Annotated in this window: 13 protein-coding genes; 8 read left to right on the top strand and 5 right to left on the bottom strand. The window is 61.7% G+C overall.

The genetic code is table 11. The features are described 5' to 3' along the window. The first annotated feature begins 192 nt into the window (after positions 1 to 192). From GPL81_RS29760 to GPL81_RS29785, 6 genes are all read left to right on the top strand, one after another. Positions 193 to 1,560 (top strand): DUF1329 domain-containing protein, encoded by a 1,368-nt coding sequence (locus GPL81_RS29760; protein WP_160109638.1) that lies wholly within the window; start codon positions 193 to 195, stop codon positions 1,558 to 1,560. Between the two features lie 248 nt (positions 1,561 to 1,808). Further along, positions 1,809 to 3,995, top strand: a complete 2,187-nt coding sequence (locus tag GPL81_RS31765) for a LuxR C-terminal-related transcriptional regulator (protein WP_160109639.1) — start codon at positions 1,809 to 1,811, stop codon at positions 3,993 to 3,995. A 42-nt stretch (positions 3,996 to 4,037) separates the two neighbouring features. Next, on the top strand, positions 4,038 to 5,468 hold the full coding sequence (locus GPL81_RS29770; protein ID WP_246219003.1) for a coniferyl aldehyde dehydrogenase: 1,431 nt from the start codon (positions 4,038 to 4,040) through the stop codon (positions 5,466 to 5,468). 28 nt (positions 5,469 to 5,496) lie between these two features. Continuing rightward, positions 5,497 to 6,582 carry a Zn-dependent alcohol dehydrogenase gene (locus tag GPL81_RS29775; protein ID WP_096510525.1) on the top strand — a complete coding sequence of 362 codons (1,086 nt, stop codon included), beginning with the start codon at positions 5,497 to 5,499 and terminating at the stop codon, positions 6,580 to 6,582. A gap of 163 nt (positions 6,583 to 6,745) precedes the next feature. Further along, positions 6,746 to 7,939 carry an acyl-CoA dehydrogenase family protein gene (locus tag GPL81_RS29780; RefSeq protein ID WP_160109640.1) on the top strand — a complete coding sequence of 398 codons (1,194 nt, stop codon included), beginning with the start codon at positions 6,746 to 6,748 and terminating at the stop codon, positions 7,937 to 7,939. A gap of 10 nt (positions 7,940 to 7,949) precedes the next feature. Next, positions 7,950 to 9,092: an acyl-CoA dehydrogenase family protein gene (locus tag GPL81_RS29785; RefSeq protein ID WP_160109641.1), complete on the top strand. Its 1,143-nt coding sequence runs from the start codon at positions 7,950 to 7,952 to the stop codon at positions 9,090 to 9,092. 122 nt (positions 9,093 to 9,214) lie between these two features. Here GPL81_RS29785 and GPL81_RS29790 read toward each other — a convergent pair whose 3' ends face one another. From GPL81_RS29790 to GPL81_RS29805, 4 genes are all read right to left on the bottom strand, one after another. Continuing rightward, positions 9,215 to 10,774 carry an amino acid permease gene (locus GPL81_RS29790; protein ID WP_160109642.1) on the bottom strand — a complete coding sequence of 520 codons (1,560 nt, stop codon included), beginning with the start codon at positions 10,772 to 10,774 and terminating at the stop codon, positions 9,215 to 9,217. A gap of 199 nt (positions 10,775 to 10,973) precedes the next feature. Further along, a complete protein-coding gene (locus tag GPL81_RS29795) occupies positions 10,974 to 12,134 on the bottom strand; it encodes an iron-containing alcohol dehydrogenase (RefSeq protein ID WP_160109643.1) in 1,161 nt (386 codons plus the stop codon). A 3-nt stretch (positions 12,135 to 12,137) separates the two neighbouring features. After that, positions 12,138 to 13,529 carry an aldehyde dehydrogenase family protein gene (locus tag GPL81_RS29800; protein ID WP_160109644.1) on the bottom strand — a complete coding sequence of 464 codons (1,392 nt, stop codon included), beginning with the start codon at positions 13,527 to 13,529 and terminating at the stop codon, positions 12,138 to 12,140. Between the two features lie 22 nt (positions 13,530 to 13,551). Beyond that, on the bottom strand, positions 13,552 to 14,925 hold the full coding sequence (locus GPL81_RS29805) for a glutamine synthetase family protein (protein ID WP_160109645.1): 1,374 nt from the start codon (positions 14,923 to 14,925) through the stop codon (positions 13,552 to 13,554). Between the two features lie 274 nt (positions 14,926 to 15,199). Here GPL81_RS29805 and GPL81_RS29810 point away from each other — a divergent pair, with 274 nt between their 5' ends. Together GPL81_RS29810 and GPL81_RS29815 are read left to right on the top strand one after the other, a co-directional pair. After that, positions 15,200 to 15,529, top strand: a complete 330-nt coding sequence (locus tag GPL81_RS29810; protein WP_160109646.1) for a carboxymuconolactone decarboxylase family protein — start codon at positions 15,200 to 15,202, stop codon at positions 15,527 to 15,529. Positions 15,530 to 15,596: 67 nt separating this feature from the next. Further along, entirely contained in the window at positions 15,597 to 16,403 is an 807-nt protein-coding gene (locus GPL81_RS29815) for an alpha/beta fold hydrolase (protein WP_160109647.1), read from the top strand. Between the two features lie 90 nt (positions 16,404 to 16,493). On the opposite strand, the gene GPL81_RS29820 is transcribed toward GPL81_RS29815, so the two are convergent. Next, a complete protein-coding gene (locus tag GPL81_RS29820; RefSeq protein ID WP_246219004.1) occupies positions 16,494 to 17,312 on the bottom strand; it encodes an alpha/beta fold hydrolase in 819 nt (272 codons plus the stop codon). Between the last annotated feature and the right edge of the window lie 87 nt (positions 17,313 to 17,399).

Consider the following 17,399-nt stretch of genomic DNA (forward strand, 5'->3'; position numbering starts at 1 on the left):
CCCCCAGACCTCCAGCCACCCCCCACCCCACCCACACCCCGCCGCACACCCCCACACCCGAACCCCCACCACCCCCACCCCGCGTTACACCAACTACTTCGGTGGCGATTTCAACACCAACGTCGACCGCGACTACGTTGCGCTCAGCTTCGGCGTGAATTTCTGATGCAACCCTGCCAGAGGACTATCAACATGAACGTACGTTTCATTCTGCAAGCAGGCGCACTGAGTCTGTCGTTGCTGGCCAGCAGTGTCATGGCCGCCGTCACCCCCCAGGAAGCCGCTCAACTGGGCACCACGCTGACGCCTTTGGGCGCCCAGAAAGAGGGCAATGCCAACGGCAGCATCCCGGCCTGGACCGGAGGCTTGAAGCCGGGTGCGGCGGCGCTGGACAACGGTTTCCTGGGTGATCCGTTCGCCGGTGAAAAGCCGCAGGTGATCATCACCGCCGCCAATGCCGAGCAGTACAAGGACAAGCTGACCCCGGGCCAACTGGCGATGTTCAAGCGCTATCCGGACAGCTACAAGATCCCGGTGTACAAGACCCAGCGCACGGCGGCGTCGCCACAGAACATCTATGACATCGCCAAAAAGAGCGCGGTGACCACCGAGCTGACCGCCGATGGCAATGGCTTGCTGAACTTCTCGCAAACCCGCTACTACCCGTTCCCGATTCCGAAAAACGGCGTCGAGGTCTACTGGAACCACACCAACCGTTATCGTGGCGGGAACATGGAGCGCCAGGCTGCCCAGGCCGCACCGCAGACCAACGGCTCGTATTCCATCGTCGAGTACGACGACAAACTGGCGTTCCCGCAATTGATGGAAGGCGTCGAGGGGGGGGAAGGCGACAACGTTCTGTACTACTACAAACAGGAAATCACCGCACCGTCGCGCATGGCCGGCAGTGTGATCCTGATTCACGAGACCATCGACCAGGTCAAGGAACCGCGCCTGGCCTGGGTCTACAACGCCGGGCAACGGCGGGTGCGCCGCGCGCCGCAAGTGGCCTACGACGGCCCTGGCAATGGCTCGGACGGCATGCGTACCGCCGACAACACCGACATGATGAACGGCGCGCCGGACCGTTATGACTGGAAGCTGATCGGCAAGAAAGAACTGTACATCCCGTACAACAACTACCGTTTGCAGTCGCCCAAGGTGAAGTACGACGACATCATCAAGCCGGGGCATATCAACCAGGACCTGACGCGCTATGAGCTGCACCGGGTCTGGCATGTCGAGGCCACGCTCAAGCCGGGCCAGCGTCACGTCTATGCCAAGCGTGACCTGTACTTCGACGAGGACACCTGGCAACTGGCGGAAGTCGATCACTATGACGGCCGTGGGCAGCTGTGGCGGGTGGCGGAAGGGTATGCGTTGAACGATTACGAGCGCGGTGCCCCCAACTTCGCCATGCTCGGGATCTATGACCTGATCGCCGGTCGCTACAACGTGCTGGCGATGACCAACCAGTCCAAGCATGCAACCACCTATGGCATGACCGCGAAGATGACCGACTTCACCCCGTCTGCGCTACGTAACGCCGGTATCCGCTAACAGGATCGTGTCTTACCTACGATAGCAGTGGGTCAGTCGGCGTCTGTGTTGTGGGCGCCTACGCCATCGCGGGCAAGCCATGCTCCCACAGGTTTTGTGTCGACCGCGATGTTCGTGAACGGCACAAGTCCTGTGGGAGCATGGCTTGCCCGCGATGACGGTAGTACATCCAGCCACCTGATGCGGGTGGCGCGCTAACCGTCGTGCGGGCCAATGATGGAATCCTTTCTCCATCAGTGAGGTCCGCCATGTTTGTGCCACGGCCGCATTTGTGCGATGTACTCAAGCGCTCGCCGCATCGATTGCAACTGCTGTGCGCGCCGGCGGGGTATGGGAAAACGGCGTTGCTGCGCGAGTGTTTGCGGGGTGAGGTTGCGCCGGGGCGGGTGGTTTGGTTGGGGTTCGATGGACAGCCGCAAACACTGGGCAGTTTGACCACGATGCTGGCGGGTGAGCTTGGGGTGGCGGCCGATAATGCGTCTGATGCATTGATCGAGTTGGCAGGTCTATCGCCATCGCTGGCAAGCCAGCTCCCACAGTTGACCGCATTCCCCTGTGGGAGCTGGCTCGCCAGCGATGGGGCCCTATCAGGCAACGAGTATTCAAAGCTTCGCCTTGTCTTCGATGATCTCCCTGCACAAATGCCCGCCGACCTGAATCACTGGTTCGACCAACTCCTGTCCCTCCAAAACCCCCACCTGCAAATACGGGTGACCTGCCGCCAGCGCCCCGACTGGAACCTGCCGCGCCTGATGCTCGACGGCCAGTTGCTTGAACTGGACGCCAGACAGTTGGCCTTGCGTCCGGATGAATTCGAATCGCTGATCGATGGGTTGTCGCCCCAGACAGATGCCACTGCCCGGGAACGGCTCTGGCAGGTGACTGGCGGATGGTGCGCGGGTGTTCGTTTGTTATTGCCGGGGCCTTCGTCGTTGCTCGACCAATACCTCGGGCGCGAACTCTTGTCGCGTTTGAGCGTTGACCAGCGCGAGGTGCTGTTGGGCCTGGCGCATTTGCCCAAGGCCAACGCAGATTTCTGTGAACGACTCTGGGAAGGCCGGCAGGCCGGCCGGGTGTTCGACAGTCTGTTGGCATGCCAGGCGTTTCTGGTCCCCGTCGACCATCAACCGGGCTGGTTCCGGTTGTTGCCCGCCGTGGCCCGGGCCCTGCAAGGACAATTGAGCGGTGCGCCGTTGAACCGCTTGCGGCTGCGGGCCTGTCAGTGGCTCAGCGTATCGGGGCATGTCGACGATGCCGTCGAGCAAGCCCTGTGCGCCGATCAGCCGGAAGTCGCCGCGAACTACATGGAGCGCTTATGGCTCAGCTGGATACTCGGCGAACGCCATCTGAGCAAACTCATGGGTTGGCGCGAGCGCATCGAACCGCAACTGCTGCACAGCAGCCCGCGTCTGATCTACCTGTGCGCCAAGGCGTTGTTGTTCAGTGGCCGGCTGAAGGAGGCCGACGAGTGCCTGCAACGCCTGGGGCATTTCCTGCCGCTGCCCGATCCACAACGCCATCAACGCCTGTTGGCGAACTGGCAAGCGTTGTCCGGCACCTTGCACGCCCTGCGCGGCAACGTCGAACAGGGTCGTCAGCATTGCCATGCAGCCCTTCGTTATCTGATGGATGCGGATTGGCTGTCGGTGTTGTTGTGTCATTGCACATTGGCGCGTATCGCCATGAAAACCGGCGAACTGACCGAGGCCCAGGTGTTGCTGGAGCATTCGCTGGAGCTTGCCCGGCGCCGGGGCAGTCGTGAAGCGGAAGTGCTGGTCAATGCGGACCGGGTGCGATTGATGGCGCTCCAGGGGCAAACCGGCATGGCCCAATCATTGCTGCTTTCCGAGCTTGCGCAACTGACTGGCAGCAGGACCTCGCCGTATCCATTGCTCGGTCGATTGATGTTCCTGCAGGGTGAATTGCTGGTGCAACAAGGGCACGCCCGTGAGGCCGAGCACGTCTTGCGGGCAGGGCTGTTGCAGGTTTGCGATGCCTGCGCCCCCTTCGTGCTCGATGCCTACCTGTTGCTGTCCGAGATAGCCTCCCAAAACCATGAGGCGGAAAAAGCCCAGTTGCTGCTGTACGAAGCCGAGCGGCGCATGCACTGGGGCAAGATTGACGGCGCGTGTTACCAAGGGCCGATTGCCCTGCAAAAAGCCCGGAACCTGGCCCGCGAACAGACCCGTGACACCGACAAGCCCGCAATGACGCGCATCACGGGCGTACCGGACTATCAGGACGACTTGACGCCCCGCGAGATGTCGGTGCTCAAGCTACTGGCCGAAGGCATGTCGGTGCGAGAAGTCGGTCATCGCCTGTTCATCTCGGTCAATACCGTCAAGACCCACGCCAAGAACATTAACGTCAAGCTCGGCGCATGCCGTCGCACCCAGGCGATCAATAGCGCCAAGGCCATGGGCATCCTGGCCTGAAAACGCCCACCACCTGATCCGGGTGGCGGCGTGGTGCCGGCGATGGTCAACCATGCAGCCAGCCCCGACGCCGTGCTGTGCAATCACGGCTGCGTCCCGACCAAAACAAGAGAGGTAGTGATGAGCGCCATCGAGCATTCGACGAGCTGTGAAATCCGCACGGTCCTGGAAAAGCAGAGGTCCGCCTTCCTGGCCAGTGAACCCTGGACCCTCGAGCAGCGTTGCGAATTGCTCGACCGGGCAATCGGTTTGCTGGTCAGCCACGAGCAGGCGATCATCGACGCCCTGACGGCCGATTTCGGCCATCGCAGCCCAAGCTTCTCCAGGGGCAGTGAAGTGCTGTCGCCGCTCGCGACGCTCCATCAGACCAAGGCCGAGCTGGCCGAATGGATGCGTCCCGAACAGCGTCATGCCAAAGCCGGTGAAGCCTGGGTGCAATACCAGCCGCTGGGGGTGGTGGGCATCGTCACGGCCTGGAATGTCCCCGGCTACATGGTGTTCAGTGGCCTGGCCGGTGCCTTGGCCGCCGGCAACCGGGTGATGATCAAACCGTCGGAATTCACCCCGCACACCTCGGCCCTGATCGCCCGGTTGATCCGCTCGGTGTATGCCGAAGAGGAAGTGGCGGTGGTGCTGGGTGGCGCGCAGGTCGGCCAGGCGTTCTGCGGCCAGCCGTTCGATCATTTGCTGTTCACCGGTGCCACCAGCATCGGCAAGCACGTGTTGCGTGCCGCGGCGGAAAACCTGGTGCCGGTCACCCTGGAGCTGGGCGGCAAGTCGCCAACAATTATCTCGCGCACGGCAGACTTCAAGGACGCGGTGGCCAAGACTGTCATCGGCAAACTGCTCAACGCGGGTCAACTGTGCGTGGCGCCGGATTATGTGTTCGTACCACAGGAATCGGTAGAGGCGTTCGTCGCTGTCGCCAAAGCGGTGGTTGCCAGGTTCTTCCCGATGCTCAAGGACAATCCCGAGTACACCTCCATCATCAATGCCCGTCATTTCGAACGCCTGCAAGGCTACCTGAGCGAAGCACGCGAGGCGGGTGTCGAGCTGATCGAACTCAACGCGGCGGGTGAGGATTTCGGCGAGGGCGCGCGCAACAAGATCGTGCCGACGCTGCTGCGCGATCCCGGCAACGATCTGCAGGTGATGCAGGACGAGATCTTCGGTCCGCTGCTGCCGATCAAGCCCTATGACACCCTGAACGAAGTCATCGCGTTCATTAACGCGCGCCCACGTCCGTTGGCGCTCTATTACTTCGGCAACGATGCCGCCGAGGAAGCGCAAGTACTGACCCGCACCTGTTCCGGTGGTGTGACCCTCAACGGTGTGCTGAGCCATGCCAGCACCGAAGGCCTGCCGTTCGGCGGCGTCGGCCAGAGCGGCATGGGGGCGTACCACGGCATCGATGGTTTCCGCACCTTCAGCCATGCCAAAGCTGTCCTTCGCACCGCGCCAAACCCGGCCTGAACCCCATTTCATTCTTGAGAGAACTGCCATGAAAGCTGCCGTATTCCACCAGGTTGGAGCCCCGCTGGTCATTGAAGAAGTGGGCATCAGCAAACCGGGCCCGCGTGAGGTGCTGATCCGTACCAAGGCGGTGGGTGTCTGCCATTCGGACCTGCATGTCATCGACGGTTCGTTCCCGTTTCCCGGCCCGTTGGTGCTGGGCCACGAAGCGGCCGGCGTGGTCGAACAGGTCGGTTCCGAGGTGCGTTCGGTCAAGCCCGGCGATCACGTGGTCACCTGCCTGACCGTATTCTGCGGCCATTGCGAACACTGCGTGACCGGTCATCTGGCCCGTTGCGTGTCGCCGGAAACCAAGCGTGACAAGGATGAAGAACCGCGCTTGACCTACGTGCAAAAGCCGATGCCGCAGTTCGTCAACCTGTCCGGTTTTGCCGAGCAAATGCTGGTGCACGAAAACGCCTGTGTGGCGATCCGCCGCGACATGCCGCTGGACCGCGCCGCCTTGCTCGGTTGCGCCGTCACCACCGGCACCGGCGCGGTGTTTAACACTGCCAAAGTGCGTCCGGGCGAGACCGTGGCCGTGATCGGCTGCGGCGGCATTGGCCTGGCGGCCATCAACGGTGCGGCGCTGGCCGGGGCAGGGCGGATCATCGCCATCGACATGCTCGATTCCAAGCTGGAACTGGCCCGGCAGTTCGGTGCCACCGACCTGATCAACGGTCGCGACGGCGACGCCGCCAAGCAAGTGATGGAACTGACCCGTGGCGGTGTGCATCACTCCTTCGAGTGCATCGGCCTCAAGCAGACCGCCGAACAGGCATTCGCGATGTTGGCCCGCGGCGGCACCGCCACCGTGATCGGCATGCTCAAGCCAGGCCTGAAAATCGAACTGGACCCGCTGCAGCTCCTGCACGAGCGGCGCATTCAGGGGTCGTTGATGGGCTCCAACCGCTTCCCGGTCGACATGCCGCGCCTCGTTGATTTCTACATGGCGGGCAAGCTCAAGCTCGATGAAATGATTTCCCAGCGCATCCGTCTGGATCAGATCAACGAGGCATTCGATGAACTGCGTCGTGGTGAGCTGGCGCGCTCGGTGATCGTCTTTAACGACTGACCAAGCGACACATAACCCTGTGGGAGCGGGCTTGCCCGCGATGACGGCGGCACATTCACCAACAATGTGAACGATAAACCGCTATCGCGGGCAAGCCCGCTCCCACAGGGTTCCCCGCAGTATTTGGATGAGTGCACGACCAAGCGTCATTTGGAGTTGATTGATGGACATACATTTCACGCCGGACGAAATGGTGTTTCGCGAGGAGGTGCGTGGGTTTCTGCGTGACAACCTGCCGGCCGAATTCGCCGAACGCATCTCTCTGGGCAAACGCCTGAGCAAAGAACATCAGGTGCAATGGATGCGCACGCTCAACCGCCAGGGCTGGCTCGCGCCGGGTTGGCCGGTGGAGTTTGGCGGCACTGGCTGGAGCGACGTGCAAAAGCATATTTTCGACGAGGAGTGCTTTGCGGTCGGTGCGCCGAAAGTCTCGTCCTTCGGGTTGAAAATGGTCGCCCCGGTGATCATCAAGTTTGGTACCGCCGAGCAGAAGGCGCGTTATCTACCGCGCATTCTCACCAGCGAAGACTGGTGGTGCCAGGGTTACTCCGAACCGGGCGCGGGCTCCGACCTGTCTTCCCTGAAGACTCGTGCCGTGCGCGATGGCGATCACTATGTGGTCAACGGCCAGAAAACCTGGACCACCCTGGCGCACTTTGCCGACTGGATGTTCTGCCTGGTGCGCACCGACCCCGAGGCGCGGCAGCAGCGGGGCATTTCCTTTCTGCTGATCGACATGAAAACGCCGGGTATCACCGTGCGGCCGATCATCACTTTGGACGGCGAGCATGAAGTCAACGAAGTGTTCTTCGACAACGTGCGGGTACCGGTGGCCAACCTGGTCGGCCAGGAAAACGAAGGCTGGACCTGCGCCAAATACTTGCTGACCCATGAGCGCACCAGCATCGGCGGGATTGCCCAGAACAAGGCATTGCTCAGCCGTCTGAAACGCATCGCCAGCCAGCAAGTGCGCGACGGTCGGCCCCTGATCGAAGACCCCCTGTTCCGCACACAGATTGCCGAGGTCGAGATGCAGTTGATGGCGGCCGAAATGAGCAACCTGCGTACCCTGGCGGCGGTCAGCGATGGCGGTGTGCCGGGGGCGGAAAGTTCGTTCCTGAAGATCAGGGGCACCGAGATCCGGCAGGCAATCACTTACCTGATCAGCAAGGCCGTGGGCCCCTACGCCATGCCGTTCATTGAAGACGAGCTGGGCTACGGCAGTGAACCGTTGCTGTACACCGATTACAGCAGCGCGGCCACCTATCAGTACCTGGATGCGCGCAAGGCCTCGATTTATGGCGGGGCCAACGAGATCCAGAAGAACATCATCGCCAAAATGATTCTCGAACTGTAAGGGGCCGACCATGGATTTCAAACTGACAGAAGAGCAGCTGATGCTGCAAGACACCGTCGCGAGGCTGGTGCGTGACACCTACGGTTTCGAGCGGCGCGAGGCTTTCAGCCAAAGCCAACAGGGTTTCAGCCCGGCGTTCATGCAGCAACTGGGTGACCTTGGATTGTGCGCTGTGCCGTTCGCCGAGGCGTACGGGGGATTCGGCGGCAGTGGCGTGGAGAGCATGCTGATCATGACCGAGCTGGGTCGTGGTTTGTGTCTGGAACCCTACCTGCATTCGGTGATTTTCGCCGGTGGCCTGGTCGCGCAGTTGGGCACCGAGGCACAGAAACAAACGCTGCTGCCACCACTGGGGAGCGCCGCTTTGCAGATGACGGTGGCGCTGGATGAGCCGCAGAGTCATTACCAGCTGCACGACGTGCAAACCGTGGCGGAGCCGGTGACGGGAGGCTGGACGCTAAATGGTCGCAAGTCCGTGGTGGTTGGCGGGCAAAGTGCGGGGTTGATTGTGGTGTCGGCCCGTACCAGCCATGGCCTTCGTAAGGAGGAAGGCATCAGCCTGTTTCTGCTTGATCCGCATGAGGTTGGCGTGCGCCGTCGAACCTTCCCGACCATGGACGGACGGATGGCTTGCGATCTCTATCTGGAGAATGTATTCGTCAAGAGCGACGCGGTGCTGGGCGAAGTGGGGCGGGCGTTGCCGGCGTTGCGTTACCAGCAAGGCCGCTGCATCGCCGCACAATGCGCCGAAGCCGTCGGCAGCATGGAAGCGGCCTGTGCATTGACCCTTGATTACCTGAAGACACGACAGCAATTTGGCCAGCCCATCGGCAAGTTCCAGGTGTTGCAACATCGTATGGTGGACATGCGCATCGAGCTGGACCAGGCGACATCCATGACCCTGCTGGCGGCGTGCGTGGCGGATCAGGCGGACAGTGAAGCGCGTAGCCGTGTGCTGGCGGCGGCCAAGTTCATTGTCAGCCGTGCCAGCCGGTACGTGGCCGATCAGGGGATTCAGTTGCATGGCGGAATTGGGCTGACGTGGGAGTACATGCTGTCGCACCATGCCAAGCATTTGCTGATGGTGGCGCGGCAGTTTGGGGATGATGATCATCACTTGCGGGAGTATGCGAGGTTGATGGAAGTGGCTTGAGTCCCTGCTGAGCACATACTTGTAGGAGCGAGCCTGCTCGCGATAGCGGTGTTTCGGTCACTATGGATGTTGAATGTGACGACGCTATCGCGAGCAGGCTCGCTCCTACAGTTGATTGATGTTTAGCCTCCGGGCTTGTTCAGGGCCGCCTCGGCTGCGGCAATCTCCGCCTGCCGCCTGATAATCACATCCCCCACCGGCGGTCCCTGGAAGCGCCGGGCCTCGAACCCAAACCAGACAATCGCCGTCAACACCAGAAACCCGATGGTGATGTACAGCGCCCAGTCATTCGGCGGTTGAATGCCGATGACAAAAATGATCACCATCGACAGCACGGAAAGCAGGGAAAACACCGTGTACCAGAAGCGCCCCATGTTCCAGGGACCCATGACCGGCCATTTCGAGGTGCCGTAGGCAAACAGGCCCAGCACGATGGGAATGATGAAGGAGAAGAACAGGAAGATCACCGTGCAAGAGACCACGATGGTATAGACCGGCGTTTCACCGACCGATATCACCGACGATCCCCAGTCGAACAACACCGCCAGGGTGGCACCGGTCCAGATCGCCGCCACCGGGCTGCGAAAGGTTGGTGAGACCGAGGCCAGTGCTTTCGAGCAAGGCAAGCCACCATCCCGTGAGAAGGCGAAGATCATCCGCGAAACCGAGGTCACGGTGGCCAGCCCGCACAGCACCTGGGAGATGAAAATCGCCACGTACAACGCGTCCTTGAGCAACGGATTGACCTGGGTGTTCATGGCCCAGAAAAACACGTTCCAGCCTTGCTTGGCCGCCTCGTCCATGCTCGGCAGCATCAGCACGAAAGCGCTGAGCATGACCCAGCCGAACAGCAGCGACCAGACCACCGACATGACCATGCCCCGTGGTACGGACATGGCGGCATTGCGGGTCTCTTCGGAGGTGTGCGCCGAGGCGTCGTAGCCCGTGATGGTGTAGATCGGCAACAGCAGGCCGAGCATGAAGATCCAGCCGTTGGAGACCTGTGGCCAGACGGCGCCGCCGGCCGCGCCGGAGTAGTTGCCGAAGGTCACCAGCCGGGCAAATTCGAAGCTGGGCGCCGAGATCAGGCAGACGATGGTCAGTGCCAGTGCCGTGGCGAAGATCAGGTAGCCGGAGAAGTCGGTGAGCTTGGCGGTCAGGCCGATCCCCAGGTGGTTGCACAAGGCCTGGAGGCCGGTGAGGATCGCCAGGAAAATCACCCGTGTCGTGGTGGTGTCTGCCATGCCCAGCGACGGGCCGAAGGCACCAAAGAAGAAGTAATAGGTGCCGACGTTGATCGCACCGAGCACCGTGACCAGGCCCAGCAGGTTGAACCACGCCGTGAGCCAACCGGTAAAGCGGTTGCCCAGGATCGAACCCCAATGGTACAGACCGCCGGCGGTGGGGTAGGCCGAGGAAATCTGCGCCATGGCCAGGGCGAACACCCCGGAAATCAGGCAACCGATTGGCCAGCCGATGCCGATCGACGCACCGCCCGAGCCCGAAGTGCCCTGGGCGAGTGAGTTGATGCCACCGGACAGGATGCAGATGATCGAAAAGGAAATCGCAAAGTTGGAGAAAACGCCCATTCGTCGCGAAAGTTGCTGGGCATAGCCCATGCTGTGCAGCACTTTGACGTCATCGTCGTGCGCGTCGGTGCCGGGCTGGCTTGCTGGGTTCATTGTTGTGTGCCCCTTCAGGTTTTGATACGCATCCATCCGGAACGCCGGACGGCCTGGCCTTCAACCCCTTGTCGTACTGCTCCTGACTTCAATCGGTGAAACCCTGTAGGAGCGAGCCTGCTCGCGATGGACGTCAACGATGACGCGTGTTGTCTGAATGAACGCATCGTCCTTGAGTTCATCGCGAGCAAGCTCGCTCCTACAGGCGGCCGTGGAAGGCCGCATCGAAAATTTCCGCCACGCCGGCCCGGGTCAACGGCAACGGGTTGCCGCCGGCCGACGGGTCGACCATCGCCATGTCCGCGATCAGGTCGGCCTGTTTGTCATCCACCCCCAGTTCAAACAGCGTGTGCGGCACGGCGATGTCCTTGCGCAATTTGAGGACGAAGGCCAGGAAACTGTCGAAGCCCGGGGAGGGCAGATGTAAATACGCGGCCAGGCGCGTGATGCGCTCCTCGATGGCCGGGCGATTGAATTTCAGGACATAGGGCATCAGGGTGGCGTTGGTCATGCCGTGATGGGTGTCGTACAGCGCGCCAATCGGATGCGCCAGGGCGTGCATGCCACCCAGGCCTTTCTGGAAGGCGGTGGCACCCATCGCTGCGGCCGCCAGCATCTGCCCGCGCGCATCGAGGTCGGAAGGGGTGTGCACCGCGCGCACCAGCGCATTGGCCACCAGGCGCATGCCTTCCACCGCGATGCCGTCGGCCATCGGGTGGAAACCGGGGGCGCAGTACGATTCCAGGCAATGCGACAGCGCATCCATCCCCGTGCCGGCAGTCACTTTTGCCGGCATGCCAACGGTCAGGGCCGGGTCGCTGATCACCACGCGCGGCATCATTCTCGGGTGGAAGATAATGCGTTTGGTGTGGGTACGATCGTCGATGATCACCGCGGCCCGACCCACTTCAGAGCCGGTGCCGGCGGTGGTTGGCACCGCAATGACCGGGGCGATACGGCTTTCATCGGCACGGGTCCAGTAGTCGCCGATGTCTTCGAAATCCCACACCGGCCGGGTCTGCCCGCTCATGAACGCGATGAGCTTGCCCATGTCCAGGCCGCTGCCACCGCCAAAGGCCACCACGCCGTCGTGGTTTCCCGCGCGCCAGGCGTCGAGCCCGCCGGCCAGGTTGGCTTCGACCGGGTTGGGCTTGAGGTCGCAAAACAGCGCAGCGCCCAAGCCCGCGACGCGTAAAGAGTCGAGGGCTGCCGTGGTGATCGGGGCCCGCGCCAGGCCGCTGTCGGTGACCAGTAACGGTCGCTGGATACCCTGGCTGCGACAGACCTCGGCCAGCTCGCCGATGCGGCCGACGCCGAAACGAATGCTCGTGGGGTAGTTCCAGTTTCCGGTCAGGCTCATGGCTTAGATCTCGTGGCGCAAATGGAAGGATTTGGCTCGGGTCAGGTGTTCGTAGCCCAGGCGCGACAGCGTCACGCCGCGGCCACTGTTCTTCACGCCGGTCCAGGCCAGGGCCGGGTCCAGGTAATCGCAGCGGTTCATGAACACAGTGCCTGTGTCGATCTCGTTGCCCAGGCGTTCGGCGGCGGCGAGATCCCGGGTCCAGATTGACGCACTCAGTCCGAACTCACTGTCGTTCATCAAGGCGATGGCTTCGTCATCGTTGGCCACCGGCATGATGCCGACCACCGGGCCGAAGCTTTCATCGCGCATCACCGACATCTTATGGGTTACATCTACCAGTACCTGCGGCGCGAGGTAGGCGCTGCCCGGCACGCTTGCGGCAAAGTCCTTTGGGTCGATCAGCGCTTTCGCACCCTGGTTCACTGCCGCAGCGATCTGGTCGCGCACGAATTCGGCCGCCTTCGGGCTCACCAACGGACCGAGGGTGGTGGCTTCGTCCAGCGGATTGCCCAATGCATACTGGCGGGTCAGGGCGGCGAAGCGCTCGATAAAGGTCGGGTAGATTTTTTGATCGACATAGATGCGCTCCACGGCGCAGCAGCTTTGTCCTGAGTTGAAGAAGCTGCCATCCACCAGATTCTCCACGGCGTGTTCGAGATCGGCATCGGCGCGGACGTAGGCCGGGTCCTTGCCGCCGAGCTCCAGGCCCAGGCCAAGAAAGCCTTCGACGGCCGCGTGTTCCATGGTCTTGCCGCCGTCCACCGAACCGGTGAAGTTCACTTGATGAACCTTCCCGGAGGAGATGGCGACGGCCGTATGCAGATGACTGAGTACCAGGTTCTGGAACAGCCCCTCAGGCAGATTCGCGCGACGGAAGGCCTCGGCGAAACGCTCCCCGACCAGGAGGGTTTGCGAAGCTTGCTTGAGGATGACGCTGTTGCCGGCCATCAGCGCCGGGATGATCGTGTTCACGGCGGTCAGGTAAGGGTAATTCCACGGGGCGATGACCAGTACCGTGCCCAGCGGTTCGCGTTTGATATGCCGGCGAAAACCGTTGACCGGCGTGGGTACGACATCAGCCAAGGCCTCTGGCGCAATGGCGATCATATGCCGGGCACGCTCTTCGAAGCCGCGCAGCTCTCCCGCGCAATAACGTACCGGGCGGCCGATTTGCCAGGCCAGTTCCGGGACGATTTCATCCTTCATGGCCAGCATCGCGTCCACTGCCGCACTGCAAAACGCCGCGCGTTCGCTCAGGGGCCGGCGTTTCCATTGCGCCTGAGCACGGGCGGCGATGTCCAGGGCCTTATCGAGCTGGACAAGGTCGGCGCATTCACGCTCGGCGTAGACCCGGCCATCGACCGGGGAGATGAGCTGAATCTTCTCCGTCATGATTGTTTTAACCCGTGTTATCTCAGTAACGTTCGAAACCGCGCTGCAATTCCCAATCAGTAATCCGCCGGTCGTACTCCTTCTGCTCCCATTCGGCGGTGTGCACGTAGTGGTCGATCACTTCATCACCGAACGCCTCGCGCAACATGCTCGAGCCCTGCAGCGCGGCACAGGCATCGCGCAGGGTCTTGGACACTTCGGGCAAGTGCTCGTCTACATACGCATCGCCCTCGTAGGGCGCTTCGAGGTTGAGTTTTTCGTCGATCCCCGCCAGTCCCGCGGCGATCAGCGCGGCGAAGGCCAGATAGGGATTGAGGTCGGCGCCGCCGATACGGCATTCGATGCGGATGGATTTGCTGTCTTCGGCACACAAACGGAAACCGGCGGTGCGATTGTCGCGGCTCCACACCGCGCGGGTCGGGGCGAAGGTGCCGGCCTGGAAGCGCTTGTAGGAGTTGATGTAGGGCGCGAGGAAACAGGTGATGTCGTTGGCGTATTTGAGCTGTCCGGCCACCCAGGCGCGCATCAGTTTCGACATGCCGAACTCGGCCTTGGCGTCGAAGAACAGCGGCTTCTTCGCGTTCTTGTCCCACAGCGAATTATGGATGTGGCTGCTGGAACCGGCGGCATCGTAGCGCCACTTGGCCATGAACGTGATCGCCTTGCCCTGGAGCTGCGCGATCTCCTTGCAGGCATGCTTGATGATGACGTGGTGGTCGGCCATGGTCATGGCGTCGGCATAGCGGATGTTGATCTCTTCCTGGCCTGGGCCCCATTCACCCTTGGAGTTTTCCACCGGAATGCCGCTGGCTTGCAGGTGCTTGCGGATTGCCCGCAGCACCGGTTCCTCGCGGGTGGTTTGCAGGATGTTGTAGTCCTCGATGTAGTGCCCGGCGGTTTTCGGCTTGTGGTAATTGCGCTTGTGAATGGCCTCGTAGCTCTCGTCGAACAGGTAGAACTCCAGTTCCGAGGCGAACATGCCGGTGTAGCCGCGCTCGCGCAGGCGCTCGACCTGTTTTTTCAGGATCGCCCGCGGGCTGTGGGGCAAGTCCCGGCGATGGTGATGATCGAGCACATCGCACAGCACCAGCGCCGTGCACTCCAGCCAGGGCACCTTGCGCAGGGTGCGCATGTCGGGTTTGAGCACAAAGTCGCCGTAGCCTTTGCTCCAGCTGGCGGCGGCGTAACCCGGTACCGGCTCCATGTCGATGTCGTCGGCCAGCAGGTAATTGCAGCAGTGGGTTTCTTCATGACCGCTGTCGATGAAAAACTCGACCTGGAATCGCTTGCCGACCAGTCGCCCCTGCATGTCGACCATGCACACCAGAACGGTATCTATTTCGCCGGAGGCGGCGGCACGCTTGAGTTCGTCAAAACTGAGAAGTGGCTCGGTCATCACGGCAAGTCCTGCGCAAATTGTTTGGGGCCTGTCTGAAATAGCTGTTGCAGACGCTCTCCAGAAACAACCCAAAACCTGCAGACGCGAGCATCGTGAGCAATTAGCTGAACATAGCTTAGCCTACTGTCGCTTTTCGCAAGTTTTTGCCTGCAGGAGCTGTCGAGCGCAACGAGGCGGCGATCTTTTGATTCCTAAAAGGCAGGATCAAAAGATCGCAGCCTGCGGCAGCTCCTACAATGGAATGGGTTTACACCTGCGCGGAGAAATGAAAATGGCGAAGAAGAGAGAGCACAAAACCTACGAAACCCTCAAACAGCAGTACCCGGATTATCTGGGCGCCGTTGAGGCGTTGGGCACGGCGGTGCGTCACGCCGGCCCGCTGGACGAGAAAACGGTGCAGTTGATCCAGCTCGGTGCCGCGGCGGCCATCCGCTCCGAGGGCGCCGTGCACAGCCATACCCGACGGGCACTGGAGGCGGGCGCCACGCCGGAGCAGATCCTTCACACCCTCGTCGCGCTGACCAGCACCATCGGTTTTCCGACCGTCGTGGCGGCCATCAGTTGGGCCGACGATGTGATGGGCGAGGGGGCGACGTCCTGAGTGATCGGGACTACGGCGGTGTCCTGCGGTTCCTGTAAGCTGGGCGACTTAACTGCCGAGGCCTTGCATGCATTTGTCCATCAATACCGAAACCCTCTGGATCGATACGCCACACGGCCGGTTGTTTTGTTGTCGCTGGTTCCCTGAGGACCGTTCAGGCAAACAGGAACAACCCCCCATCATTCTTTTCCATGACTCGCTGGGATGCGTGTCCCTGTGGCGGGATTTTCCCGGGCAATTGTGCCGGGCTACCGGCCGTGAGGTGATTGCCTACGACCGGCTCGGTTTCGGTCAGTCCGACGCTTACCCCGGGCCAATGCCGTTGCACTTTATCCGTGACGAAGCCGAGCGCTTCTTTGTGCACCTCAAGGCCGCATTGGGGTTCGATCGTTTTGTCGCATTCGGCCATAGCGTCGGCGGCGCCATGGCAGCGACCTGTGCGTCCCTGTGCGCACAAAGCTGCACGGCGTTGATCACCGTTTCAGCACAGGCGTTCGTCGAGGATCGGACGCTACAAGGTATTCGAGTGGCAGAGGCGCAATTCGAGGAGCCGGGACAGATGTCGCGGCTTGAGAAATATCACGGCGATAAAGCGCAATGGGTGTTGTCGGCGTGGACGCGCACCTGGCTTTCGCCGGCCTTCAGCGACTGGACAATCGAAAGCACGATCGACGCCATTCACTGCCCATTGCTTGCCATCCACGGCCAGTACGATGAGTACGGCTCAGACCTGCATCCGAAGCGTATCGCGCGGCTGTCGACAGCCTCCGGCGAATACTTGATTGTGGATGATTGCCATCACGTGCCCCATCGCGAGGCTCCGGACACAGTGCTGGGGGCGGTCAGTGAGTTTCTTCGGGTGAGCGCCCGGTGACTGGCTTGCAGCACAAGGCGCCGAACATGGCGTGGGGCATGATTCGGCGCCTGCGGTGCGATTACCGGTTACTGTTTTCGCGGTGCAGCATTAGCTCTTGATGAACGCCAGGAGGTCCGCATTGATGATGTCGGCATGGGTGGTGCACATGCCGTGGGGCAGGCCAGGGTATGTTTTCAGCGTGCCATGCTTGAGCAGCTTGATCGCCAGCCGTGCCGAGTCGGCGATGGGGACGATCTGGTCGTCTTCGCCGTGCAGCACCAGGGTCGGCACCTCGATGTTCTTCAGGTCATCGGTGAAGTCGGTTTCCGAGAAGGCCTTGATGCAGTCGTACTGCGCCTTGGTCCCGCCGCTCATGCCCTGGCGCCACCAGTTGTTGATTACGGATTCGGAGACCTTCGCGCCCGGGCGATTGAAACCGTAGAAGGGGCCTGAGGGAAAATCACGATAAAACTGCGCGCGATTGTCGGCCAAGGCTTTACGCAAGCCATCGAAGACATCCAGAGGCAGGCCACCCGGATTGTTCGCGGTGCGTAGCATGATCGGCGGAACGGCCCCGATCAGCGCCGCTTTGGCCACGCGACCACGGCCATGGCGTGCCACATAACGGGCCACTTCACCGCCTCCGGTGGAGTGGCCGATGTGCACGGCATTACGGATGTCGAGGTGTGCCATCAGCTCGGCAACGTCGGCGGCGTAGGTGTCCATGTCGTTGCCGACCGTGGTCTGGGACGAGCGGCCATGGCCGCGACGATCGTGGGCGATGACGCGGAAACCCTTGCTGAGGAAAAACAGCATCTGCGTGTCCCAGTCGTCGCTGGAGAGCGGCCAGCCGTGGTGGAACACAATTGGCTGGCCAGTGCCCCAGTCCTTGTAGAAGATTCGCGTGCCGTCCTTGACTGTGATCATTCCCGAGCCGTTGCCATTGCCGTCGCTTTTGCCTGAAGCAGGCGCTGCTGCCGGTGTTTGCTGCGCCGCCAGCGCAGGGACGGTCAC

It is taken from the genome of Pseudomonas izuensis (assembly GCF_009861505.1).
In the GTDB taxonomy this organism is placed as follows: domain Bacteria; phylum Pseudomonadota; class Gammaproteobacteria; order Pseudomonadales; family Pseudomonadaceae; genus Aquipseudomonas; species Aquipseudomonas izuensis.